General features: G+C 75.1%; 9 protein-coding genes and 1 pseudogene. 7 read left to right on the top strand and 3 right to left on the bottom strand.

Going from position 1 to position 11,314, the window contains the following annotated elements:
- The first annotated feature begins 18 nt into the window (after positions 1-18).
- Complete coding sequence (locus KPL57_RS18105; protein ID WP_226352499.1) at positions 19-2,508, top strand: DUF4118 domain-containing protein; 2,490 nt, start codon at positions 19-21, stop codon at positions 2,506-2,508.
- Positions 2,505-3,206 carry a response regulator gene (locus tag KPL57_RS18100; protein ID WP_043275999.1) on the top strand — a complete coding sequence of 234 codons (702 nt, stop codon included), beginning with the start codon at positions 2,505-2,507 and terminating at the stop codon, positions 3,204-3,206. The genes KPL57_RS18105 and KPL57_RS18100 overlap by 4 nt, the downstream gene beginning before the upstream one ends.
- A gap of 17 nt (positions 3,207-3,223) precedes the next feature.
- Here KPL57_RS18100 and KPL57_RS18095 read toward each other — a convergent pair.
- Positions 3,224-4,133 (bottom strand): annotated as a pseudogene (locus KPL57_RS18095) (IS5 family transposase); the annotation flags it as partial.
- A 14-nt stretch (positions 4,134-4,147) separates the two neighbouring features.
- Complete coding sequence (locus tag KPL57_RS18090; protein WP_226352498.1) at positions 4,148-4,954, bottom strand: CAP domain-containing protein; 807 nt, start codon at positions 4,952-4,954, stop codon at positions 4,148-4,150.
- A gap of 21 nt (positions 4,955-4,975) precedes the next feature.
- Between KPL57_RS18090 and KPL57_RS18085 the strand changes: the two genes are divergently transcribed.
- The 3 genes from KPL57_RS18085 to smc all read left to right on the top strand — a co-directional run bounded on the left by KPL57_RS18085 (position 4,976) and on the right by smc (position 9,414).
- Positions 4,976-5,266, top strand: coding sequence for an acylphosphatase (locus tag KPL57_RS18085; protein WP_226352497.1), 291 nt, complete (start codon positions 4,976-4,978; stop codon positions 5,264-5,266).
- 77 nt (positions 5,267-5,343) lie between these two features.
- A complete protein-coding gene (locus tag KPL57_RS18080; protein WP_226352496.1) occupies positions 5,344-5,760 on the top strand; it encodes a VOC family protein in 417 nt (138 codons plus the stop codon).
- A 48-nt stretch (positions 5,761-5,808) separates the two neighbouring features.
- Complete coding sequence (gene smc, locus KPL57_RS18075; RefSeq protein WP_226352495.1) at positions 5,809-9,414, top strand: chromosome segregation protein SMC; 3,606 nt, start codon at positions 5,809-5,811, stop codon at positions 9,412-9,414.
- 226 nt (positions 9,415-9,640) lie between these two features.
- Here the strand turns inward: smc and KPL57_RS72300 are convergent, their stop codons facing one another.
- Positions 9,641-9,880, bottom strand: a complete 240-nt coding sequence (locus KPL57_RS72300; protein ID WP_374203745.1) for a hypothetical protein — start codon at positions 9,878-9,880, stop codon at positions 9,641-9,643.
- An 8-nt stretch (positions 9,881-9,888) separates the two neighbouring features.
- Between KPL57_RS72300 and KPL57_RS72295 the strand changes: the two genes are divergently transcribed.
- Complete coding sequence (locus KPL57_RS72295; RefSeq protein WP_374203744.1) at positions 9,889-10,629, top strand: signal recognition particle receptor subunit alpha; 741 nt, start codon at positions 9,889-9,891, stop codon at positions 10,627-10,629.
- A complete protein-coding gene (ftsY, locus tag KPL57_RS72290; RefSeq protein WP_374203743.1) occupies positions 10,620-11,216 on the top strand; it encodes a signal recognition particle-docking protein FtsY in 597 nt (198 codons plus the stop codon). Before KPL57_RS72295 ends, ftsY begins: the two co-directional genes overlap by 10 nt.
- Positions 11,217-11,314: the final 98 nt, after the last annotated feature.

Below are 11,314 nucleotides of genomic sequence, written 5' to 3'. Positions count from 1 at the left end.
CGGGACCACAATGGCCGGGTGAGGGGAGAACTGCGCATCCATCTCGGTGCTGCACCCGGGGTCGGGAAGACCTTCGCCATGCTCGGCGAGGCCCACCGGCGGGTCGGCCGCGGTGCCGACGTGGTCGTCGGCGTCGTCGAGACCCACGGCCGCGAGCGCACCGCCGGGCTGCTCGAGGGACTGGAGGTGGTGCCGCGGCGCACCGTCCTGCACGGCGGCACCGAGCTGCACGAGATGGACGTCGACGCGGTGCTGGCCCGCCGCCCCCAGGTCGCTCTGGTCGACGAGCTCGCCCACACCAACGCGCCCGGCTCGCGCAACGCCAAGCGCTGGCAGGACGTCGAGGAGCTGCTCGATGCCGGCATCGACGTGATCTCCACGGTCAACGTGCAGCACCTGGAGTCCCTCGGCGACGTCGTCGAGACCATCACCGGGGCCCGCCAGCAGGAGACCGTCCCCGACGAGGTGGTGCGCCGCGCCGAGCAGATCGAGATCGTCGACATCACCCCGGAGGCGCTGCGCCGCAGGCTCGCGCACGGCAACGTCTACCCGCCCGAACGCGTCGACGCCGCCCTGGCGCACTACTTCCGGGTCCCCAACCTCGTCGCGCTGCGGGAGCTCGCGCTGCTGTGGATCGCCGACGAGGTGGACGTGGTGCTGCGCCGCTACCGCACCGAGCAGCAGGTGTCCGACGTGTGGGAGACCCGCGAGCGGGTGGTGGTCGCGCTGACCGGCGGCCGGGAGTCCGAGACCGTGCTGCGCCGCGCAGCGCGGATCGCGAAACGCTCCGGCGGCGCCGACCTGATGGCGGTGCACGTGCTGCGCGGCGACGGCCTCGCCGCCACCGGTGTCGGGGCCGCGGACCGGGTCCGGCGGATGGCCGAGGGGGTCGGCGCGAGCTTCCACACCGTCGTCGGGGAGTCCGTCGACGACGCCCTGCTCGACTTCGCCCGCGGGGCCAACGCCACCCAGCTGGTGCTGGGCACCTCCCGGCGCTCCCGGCTGGCCCGGGTGTTCGACCCCGGCATCGGGGCGCGGGTGGTGCAGGAGTCCGGACCGATCGACGTGCACATGGTCACCCACTCCGCCGCCGGGCGGGCCCTGCGGCTGCCGAGGCTGCGCAACGGGCTGCCGGCGGGGCGCCAGGCGCTCGGCTGGGCGACCGCCGTGCTCGCCCCCGCGGCGGCGACCGTGATCGGGATCGCGCTGACCGACTGGGTGGACCTGTCCACCGACGTCGTCCTCTACTTCCTCGCGACCGTGCTCGCCGCGCTGGCGGGCGGGCTCGGTCCGGCGCTGCTCGGAGGGCTGCTGCTGAACTTCTTCCTGTCCCCGCCGCTGTACTCGCTCGCGATCGCCAACCCCGGCAACGTCATCACCGTGTCCACGATGCTGCTGGTGGGGGTGCTGGTGGCGCTCGTCGTCGACCGGGCGGCCCGGCGCGCGGAGCAGGCGGTGCGGGCCAGGGCCGAGGCGGCGCTGCTGGCGTCGTTCGCGCGGACCGTGCTGACCCGGTCCGACCCGCTGCCGCGGCTGCTGGACCGGGTCCGCGAGACCTGGGCGCTGCAGTCGGTGGCCCTGCTCGAGCAGGGCGAGGACCGGGTGTGGCGCCGGGTGGCGTGCACCGGCGACGCCGGGGCGTGCGACCGGCCGGAGAAGGCCGACGTGGACGTCGTCGTCGACGAGGGTCTGCACCTGGTCGGGACCGGCCGGGCCCTGCCCGACGCCGACCGCAGGCTGCTGGAGGTCGTCGGCGGGCAGGCGCTGCTGGCGCTGCGCGGGCAGCGTGCCGAGGCGGGCGCCGCCGACGCCGAGCGCCGCGCGGCCGCGAACGAGACCCGGGGAGCGCTGCTCTCCGCCGTCGGACACGACCTGCGCAGCCCGCTGACCTCGATCAAGGCCGCCGCGGGCAGCCTGCGCGACGAGCACCTCCCGCTCGGGCCCGACGACCGCGCCGAGCTGCTGGCGACCGTCGAGGAGTCCGCGGACCGGCTCACCGGCCTGGTGGACAACCTGCTCGACTCCTCCCGGCTCGCCGCGGGCGCGGTGACCCCGCTGCTCGCCCCGGTCGGCTACGACGAGGTGGCCGCCACCGCGCTGCTCGGCCTGGAGGGCGCCGACCGGGTCAGGGTCGAGATCGACGAGGACCTGCCCGACGTGCTCGCCGACGCGGGCCTGCTCGACCGGGTGGTCGCCAACGTCGTCGACAACGCGCTGCGGCACGGCGGGACGGAGGTGGTCCTGCGCGCCAGCGCCTACTCCGACCGGGTCGAGCTGCGCGTCGTCGACCGGGGCCGCGGTGTCGCCCCGCGCGAACGCGACGCGCTGTTCGCCGCCTTCCAGCGCCTCGGTGACCGCGACGCGACGTCCGGGCTCGGCCTGGGCCTGTCCGTGGCGCAGGGGCTGACCGTGGTGATGGGCGGCGAGCTGACCGCGGAGGACACCCCGGGCGGCGGTCTCACCGTGGTCATCTCGCTGCCCGCCGCACCGGTGGGGGCGGCCCGATGAGCGGGGGCGGGAACGGGGTGCGGGTGCTGGTCGTCGACGACGACCCGCAGATCCTGCGGGCCCTGCGGATCAACCTCACCGCGCACGGCTACACGGTGCTCGTCGCCGCGGACGGCTCGGCGGCGCTGCGGGTGGCCGCGGACGGGCACCCGGACGTCGTCGTGCTCGACCTGGGGCTGCCCGACCTCGACGGCACCGAGGTCGTCGAGGGGCTGCGCGGCTGGAGCACGGTGCCGGTGATCGTGCTGTCCGCGCGCACCGACTCCACCGACAAGGTGCGGGCGCTCGACGCCGGCGCCGACGACTACGTCACCAAGCCGTTCGGGATGGCCGAGCTGCTGGCCCGGCTGCGGGCCGCCGTGCGCCGCGCCGCGGTGTCGTCCGTCGACGGCGAGGCCGTGGTGACCACCGCGGACTTCACCGTCGACCTGGCGGCCAAGACGGTCGTGCGCGCCGACGGCGCCGAGGTGCACCTGACCCCGACCGAATGGGGGATCCTGGAGCTGCTGGTGCGCCACCGCGGGAAGCTCGTCGAGCAGAAGCGGCTGCTGCGCGAGGTCTGGGGGCCGCAGTACGGCACCGAGACCCACTACCTGCGGGTCTACCTCGCCCAGCTGCGGCGCAAGCTGGAGCCGGTGCCGTCGCGGCCGAAGTACCTGATCACCGAGGCGGGGATGGGGTACCGGTTCGACGGCTGAGGCGGGGTGTCCCTCAGAGCGTGTTTGGAAATTCTAGTGGGTTGAGGGTGTCGTGTGTTTCTGCTGGCGGGTGGCGGGGTATCCACGGGCGATGCGGCGGGTGATGGTGTTGATCGCGGCCCAGCGGATCATGGCTTCGGATGTGGTGGGGTGGCGTTCGTAGTCTCGGGCCAGGCGTCGGTGTGCGGTGAGCCAGGCCAGGGTCCGTTCGACCACCCACCTTCGTGGGAGGACGGTGAATCCGCGCTGCTCGGGTGGCTTGCGGATGATCTCGATCGTTGTCTGCAGGATCGTGGCGGCCCAGTCGAGCAGTCGCCCGGCGAAGCCGGCGTCGGCGTAGACGAACCGCACCCTGGTGCGCAGGTAGAGGTTGAGCAGGATCGGCTTGGCGCCGTCGCGGTCCTGTACCGAGGCCGAGCACACCATCGTGGTCAGCAGCAGACCGAGGGTGTCGGTCACGATGAACCGTTTCCGTCCGCCTGTCTTCTTCCCGGCGTCGTAGCCGCGGGAGTCCTGGCCGACGGTGTCGGCGCCCTTGACCGACTGGGAATCGATGATCCCCGCACTCGGCTCCGGATCACGGCCCTCGGCGATACGTAACTGCCCCCGCACGACCGGGAGGATCTTCTCGGTGACCTTCTGCTGTTCCCACTGGTTGAAGTACCAGTAGACGGTCTGCCAGGGCGGGAAGTCCACCGGCAACGCCCGCCAGGCACACCCGGTCCGCACGACATACAAGATCGCGTCCAGCACGTCCCGACGAGCATGAGCAACAGGCCGCCCCCGCCGCGCGAGCGGCGGTAACAACGGCTCGATCACCACCCACTGGGCATCACTGGTGTCCGAGGGGTACCGGCGCGGTCGTTCCTGCATGCCGACCACGATGGAGCACCCCAGCCGTGTCGACCATCCCGACACACCCACCATTTCCAAACACGCTCTCAGCGGCCGAAGTCCTGGGTCCAGTAGCCGTCGGCCAGCCCGACGCCGATCGTGGTCAGCGAGCAGTCGAGGATGTTCTTCCGGTGCCCGGGGGACTCCATCCAGTCCGCGACCACGGTCGCCGCGTCCGGCTGTCCCATCGCGATGTTCTCCGCGCCGGGGGAGGCGTAGCCCGCCGCGGTGATGCGGTCGGCGAAGTCGCGCCCGTCGCGGCTGTCGTGGGCGAAGTAGCCCTGGGCCGCCATGTCCTCGCTGTGGCCCTGGGCGGCCGCGCTGATCCGCGGGTCGGCCCGCAGCGCACCGCATCCCGCGGCGGCCCGCTCGGCGTTGGTCAGCGCGACGACCCGGGCGAGCTCACCGGACAGCCCCGCGACGACACTTGTCGCCGACGGGGCCGCCGGGCGGGTCGCGGGGGCCTGGCCGGCGGCGGGGCCGGTCGTCCTCGCGGCGGCCGCGGTGGCCGCGGCCTCGTGCGCGGCGAGCGCGTCGAGTGCGGTGCGGACGGAGGAGCCCGGTGCGGCCGGGGCCGCGGCGAGCGCGCCGCGGACGAGCGCGTCGCCGTCGACGGGGGCGCCGTCGACCGTGAGGCGTGCACCGGTGCCGGTCGGGGCCGTCGTCGCGTACGCGGCACCGACCGCCCGGAGGGGCACGGTGTCGGACGCCCGTCCACCGGCCCGTTCGGCGTCGGTCCAGCCCGCCGCGGTGAGCGCCGGTGCGGCGAGCGGGGCGGCCATGGCCAGCACGGCGCCGGCCCCCACCCCGCCGAGCACGGCGCTCGCGGCGCGCGGTGTGCGTCGTCGGGTCACGGCCGGTAACGTATCAGCACTGTGAGTGGTAACACAGATTCGACCGTTCGGCTGATCGCATGGGTCCAGGGGGAGGTGCAGGGCGTCGGTTTCCGCTGGTGGACGCGGTCGCGGGCGCTCGAGCTCGGCCTCGTCGGCCAGGCCCGCAACCTGTCCGACGGCCGGGTCGCGGTCACCGCGGAGGGTGACCGCGCCTCCTGCGAGCGCCTGCTGGAGCTGCTGCGCGGCGGGGACACCCCGGGACGGGTGACGTCGGTGTCGGAGCAGTGGGCTGAGCCGTCCGGCGCATTCTCCGGGTTCATCGAGGCCTGACCGCTCAGTTCTGTCGGTGCCGGGGTCTACACCTGTGTCCACACCGAAGCTGCCGACACCGATCCCCGGAGGTCCCGATGCCCGTCCAGATGAACCCGTACCTGCACTTCGACGGCCGTGCGCGCGAGGCGATGGAGTTCTACCGGTCCGTGCTGGGCGGGGAGCTACAGGTCATGACCTTCGGTGACATGGGGGCCGAGGGTCCCGTCCCGCCGCCGGACGGCGTGATGCACTCCTACCTCGGCACCCCCGATGGGTTCGCCCTGATGGCGTCCGACGGTGACCCGCAGCGCCCGACCGGGGCACCCTCGGGCATCTCGGTCAGCCTCTCCGGCGACGAACCGGAGAAGCTGCGCGGCTTCTTCGCCGGGCTCGCCGAGGGCGGCGTCGTCGACGTCCCGATGGAGAACCAGATGTGGGGCGACGAGTTCGGCCAGCTCACCGACCGGTTCGGGGTCCGCTGGCTGGTCAACGCCTCGGCACCGGCCGCCTGAGGTCCCCCGCTACCCTGTGGGCCCCCGCGCACCTGGAGATCCCCGCCCGTGCACCTGAAGACGCTGACGATGAAGGGCTTCAAGTCCTTCGCCTCGGCCACCACGCTGCGCCTGGAACCGGGGATCACCTGCGTCGTCGGGCCGAACGGCTCGGGCAAGTCCAACGTCGTCGACGCGATCAGCTGGGTGCTCGGCGAGCAGGGAGCCAAGGCGCTGCGCGGCGGCAAGATGGAGGACGTGATCTTCGCCGGCACGTCCGGCCGCGCGGCGCTGGGCCGTGCCGAGGTCACCCTCACCATCGACAACTCCGACGGCGCCCTGCCGATCGACTACTCCGAGGTCTCGGTGACCCGGCGGATGTTCCGCGACGGCGCCGGCGAGTACGAGATCAACGGCTCCCGTGCCCGGCTGCTCGACGTGCAGGAGCTGCTCAGCGACTCCGGCATCGGCAGGGAGATGCACGTCATCGTCGGGCAGGGCCAGCTCGACGGGGTGCTGCAGTCCAAGCCGGAGGACCGCCGCTCCTACATCGAGGAGGCGGCCGGGGTCCTCAAGCACCGCAAGCGCAAGGAGAAGGCGCTCCGCAAGCTCGACGCGATGCAGGCCAACCTCACCCGGCTCACCGACCTCACCGCCGAGCTGCGCCGCCAGCTCAAGCCGCTGGGCCGGCAGGCCGAGATCGCCCGCCGCGCCCAGGCCGTGCAGACCGAGCTGCGCGCCGCGCGGCTCCGCCTGGCCGCCGACGACTACGTGACCCTGTCCGAGGAGACCCAGCGCGAGGAGGCGTCCCAGGAGCAGGCCCGGCGTCGCCGCGCCGAGGTCGAGGAGCAGCTCGACGTCGCCCGCGAGCGCCAGGAGGAGCTGGAGACCACGCTCGCCGCGGACGCGCCGCGGCTGCAGCTCGCGCAGGACACCTGGTACCAGCTCTCCGCGCTGGCCGAGCGGCTGCGCGGCACCGTGCGCCTCGCCGAGGAACGCGTCCGCCACCTCACCTCCTCGGCCGAGGCCGGGCGCACCCCCGGCCGGGACCCGGACGAGACCGAGGCCGAGGCCGACGCGATCGCCGAGCAGGAGGAGGAGCTGGTCGCCGCCGTCGCCGAGGCCCGGCGCCGGCTCGACGAGGTCGTGACCGAGAAGGCCGAGCGCGAGCGGACCCTCGCCGCCGCCGAACGCGAGCACCTGGCCGCCGTGCGCGCCATCGCCGACCGTCGTGCCGGGATCGCCACCCTCGCCGGGAAGGCCGACGCGCTGCGCTCCGGCGTCGCCGCGACCGCCGAGGAGATCGAGCGGCTGTCCGAGGCGCTCGCCGAGGCGGGCGCCCGCACCGCCGAGGCCGAGGCCGAGCTGGAGACCGCGCGGGAGTCCCTCGGCGTCTCCGGGGACGCGGCCGACACCGACGCGCTGGCCACGCGGGTCGAGCAGGCCGAGGCCGCGCACCGCAGCGCTGCCGAGCGGGTCGCCGAGCTGGTCGCCGCCGAACGCGACGCCGAGCAGCGCCGCGCGCACTGGCGGGCCCGGGTCGACGCCCTGCAGGTCGGCCTGGTCCGCCGTGACGGCACCGGCGCCCTGCTGGACTCCGGCGCCGACGGCGTGCTCGGCGCCGTCGCCGAGCTCGTCGAGGTCGAGCCGTCCGGCCGCGCCGCGGTCGCCGCGGCGCTGGGCGAGCTCGCCGAGGGCGTCGCCGTCGCCTCCGTGGTGTCTGCGGCCGACGCGCTGCGGTCCCTGCGCCGTGGCGACGCCGGCCGGGCCGCGCTGCTCGTCGGCGCCGGGGCCGCCGGGGCCGACCGTTCCGCGGGGCGGGTGCCGGTCCCGGTCCCCGATGGCGACCCGCCCGCCGGGCGCTGGGCGGCCGCGCTGGTCACCGCACCGCCCGCGCTCGCCCCGGCGCTGGGTGAGCTGCTGGCCGGGGTGGTCGTCGTCGACGGTCTGGACACCGCGGCCACCGCCGTGGGGGCCCGGCCGGGGCTGACCGCGGTCACGACCGAAGGGGACCTGCTCACCGCACACGCCGCACGCGGAGGCACCGGCGCCGGGGAGGGCGCGCTGCAGCTGCAGGCCGCCGTCGACGACGCGCTGGCCGCACGCGACGCCGTCGACGCCGAGCTGGAGTCGCTGCGCCCCACCCTCGACGGTGCCCGCGCCGAGGAGGCCGCCCGCGGCACCGACCTGGCCGCGGCCCGCGCCGCGGTCGCCGACGCCGACCGTCGCCGCGCGGCCGCCGCCGCCCAGCTCGGGCGGCTCGAACAGGTCGTCACCTCGGCCCGCGCCGAGGCCCAGCGGCTGCGCGAGCGCCGCGACACCGTGGAGCGGCGGCGGTCGGACTCGCTGATCGAGCTGGAGGCCGCCGAGCACCAGCTGTCCCTGGCCTCCGATGCCCCGGTCGACGACGAGCCCGACACCGAGCTGCGCGACGAGGCCGCCGAGCGCGTGGAGGAGGTCCGCTCCGAGGAGGTCGAGTGCCGCCTCGCGCTGCGCACGGCCGAGGAGCGGGCCCGCGCCATCGCCGGGCGCGCGGAGACCCTGCGCCGCCAGGCGCACGGCGAGCGCGTCGCCCGGTCCCGGGCCGCCGCCGCGGCCGCCGAACGGGAGCGGGCCTCGGAGGTCGCCCGCCTCGTCGTCGACGCCGGGCACGTCGCCGCCGAGCGGATCGAACGCTCGCTGGCCGCCGCGGCCGCGGAGCGCGACGAGATCCAGGCAGCCCGCGCCGAACGGGAGCGCGCGCACGCCGAGGCACGCGACACCACCACGAAGCTGACCGCGCTGCTGGAGAAGCTCACCGACGCCGTCCACCGCGACGAGATGGTGCGCCAGCAGACCCGGATGCGGCTGGAGCAGCTGACCGAGAAGATCCTCGGCGACCACGGCATCGGCGTCGACGACCTCGTTGCCGAGTACGGGCCCGAGGTCCCGGTGCCGCCGTCGGCCGACGAGACCGCCGAGTACGAGGCCGCCCGCGAGCGCGGCGAGCAGGTGTCCGCGCCGCCGCCGGTCCCGTTCGACCGGCCCACCCAGGAACGCCGCCTCAAGCGAGCGGAGAAGGACCTGTCGCTGCTCGGCAAGGTCAACCCGCTCGCGCTGGAGGAGTTCGCGGCGCTGGAGGAGCGCTACAAGTTCCTGTCCACCCAGCTCGAGGACCTCAAGAACACCCGGCGTGACCTGCTCACCGTCGTCCGCGAGGTCGACGACAAGATCCTCGAGGTCTTCACCACCGCCTACCACGACGTCGCCGCCGAGTTCGAGACCGTGTTCGCGACGCTGTTCCCCGGTGGCGACGGCCGGCTCGTGCTCACCGACCCCGACGACATGCTCACCACCGGCATCGAGGTCGAGGCCCGCCCGCCCGGCAAGAAGGTCAAGCGGCTGTCGCTGCTGTCCGGTGGCGAGCGCTCGCTCACCGCGATGGCGCTGCTCGTCGCGATCTTCCGCGCCCGTCCCTCGCCGTTCTACGTGCTCGACGAGATCGAGGCGGCCCTCGACGACGTCAACCTGCGCCGGCTCATCTCGCTGATGGAGGAGCTGCGCACGACCAGCCAGCTCATCGTCATCACCCACCAGAAGCCGACGATGGAGGTCGCCGACGCCCTCTACGGCGTCTCCATGCGGGGCGACGGCATCACCCAGGTCATCTCCCAGCGCCTGCGACCCGCCTCCTGACCTGCTGACCGGCCCGTCCTGCGCGGCGCGTCGACCGGGCGTGGCAGGGTGGCGTCGTGACCACGCAGACCCTCTGGATCGTCGTCGCGATCGTCGTGGCGGTGTTGCTGATCGCCGTCGTCGCAGGGCTGGTGATCGCCCGCCGACGGCGCATCAGCCTGCGGTCCGACGAGCAGCAGCGCGAGCTCGGGACCGGTACCGACGAGCCACCGCGCACCGGCGGCGGCTACCAGGCCGGGAGCGGGTTCGCCTTCTCCTCCGGGACGGCCACCGCACCCGAGCGGCCGCGCGCCCCCGGCGACGACGCACCGACCGCCGCCACCCCGACCGCCACCCCGTCCGCCCCGGCGTCGCCCGCCGACGCCGCCGCCGACGCACCGACGGCCGCCACACCGACCACCACCCCGTCCGCCCCGGAGGCCCCCGCCGAGGCCGCCGACGCGCCGACCGCCGACGAGGTCCGCACCCCGCCCGGTGGCACCCCCGTCGTCGACGGCGCCACCGAGGCCCGCACGCCGCCCCGCGGCGTCCCGGTCAGCACCGCACCGCCGGTCCCGTCGACCGCGCCGCCCAGCAGCCCGCCTGTCCCGACCGAGCAGACCGGGACCGTCACCGGCACCCCGGACGCCCGCGTCATCGACACGGCCGAGGCCAGCAAGGACCCGGCCACCCGGCAGCTCCGCCGCCCCGAGGGCCCCGCCGGGACCGCCGGGGCCGCCGGGGCCGACGCACCCGCGGCGAGCGCGCCCACCCAGCCGGTCGCCCGCCCGGAGGCCGCGCCCCGCCGGCAGCACCCCCCGCGCCGTCCGCGCCGACCGAGCCGGTCGCGCGCCCGGGGACGCCGGACACGCAGGCCCCCGGCACCCCCACCGAGGAGATCGCCCCGGCCGAGGGCGGATCGGCCGGCTGCGCGGCAGGCTGTCCCGGTCGCGCTCCGGGCTCGGCCAGAGCCTTCTGGGCCTGCTCGGCGCCGGCGACCTCGACGAGGAGTCGTGGGAGGACGTCGAGGCCACCCTGCTGCAGGCCGACCTGGGGCCCGAGACGACCGCCGAGATCGTCGACGCGCTGCGCGAGCAGATCGCCACCCGTGGTGTCCGCACCGCCGAGCAGGCCCGCGCCGCCCTGCGTGACGTGCTCGTCGAGGCCCTCGGCACCGGCCAGGACCGCTCCGTGCACGCCCTGCCGCACGACGGGCGCCCCGCGGTGTGCTGCTGATCGTCGGGGTCAACGGCACCGGCAAGACCACCACCACCGGCAAGCTGGCCCGGGTGCTGGTCGCCGGGGGGCACCGGGTGACCCTGGGCGCGGCCGACACCTTCCGGGCCGCCGCCGCCGAGCAGCTCGTCACCTGGGGTGAGCGCTCCGGGGCGGGCGTCGTCCGCGGGCCCGAGGGCGCCGACCCGGCCTCGGTCGCCTTCGACGCCGTCACGCGCGGCACCGACGACGGCGTCGACGCCGTCCTGCTCGACACCGCCGGCCGGCTGCACACCAAGACCGGGCTGATGGACGAGCTCGGCAAGGTCAAGCGCGTCGTCGAGAAGCAGGCCCGGGTCGACGAGGTCCTGCTCGTCCTCGACGCCACCACCGGCCAGAACGGGCTGACCCAGGCCCGGGTGTTCGGCGAGGTCGTCGACGTCACCGGGGTGGTGCTCACCAAGCTCGACGGCACGGCCAAGGGCGGCATCGTGTTCCGCGTCCAGCGCGAGCTGGGCGTGCCGGTCAAGCTCGTCGGGCTCGGTGAGGGCCCCGACGACCTGGCCCCGTTCGAGCCCGCCGCGTTCGTCGAGGCACTGCTCGACTGAGGTAGTGGCGCGGGTCGCCCTCCCGGACGACCCGCGCCGTGCGCCACGTCACGAACCGGACCATTCGGATGACCTTCGGTCCTCCGGATCCGGTTGAG

It is taken from the genome of Pseudonocardia sp. ICBG601 (assembly GCF_020496245.1).
This window is presented reverse-complemented; position numbering and strand designations above follow the sequence as displayed.

What these genes read in the sequence shown, in the direction of transcription:
- KPL57_RS18100 (WP_043275999.1), top strand. Translation starts at nt 2,505, where the DNA reads ATGAGCGGGGGCGGGAACGGGGTGCGGGTGCTGGTCGTCGACGACGAC.
- KPL57_RS18080 (WP_226352496.1), top strand. Translation starts at nt 5,344, where the DNA reads ATGCCCGTCCAGATGAACCCGTACCTGCACTTCGACGGCCGTGCGCGC.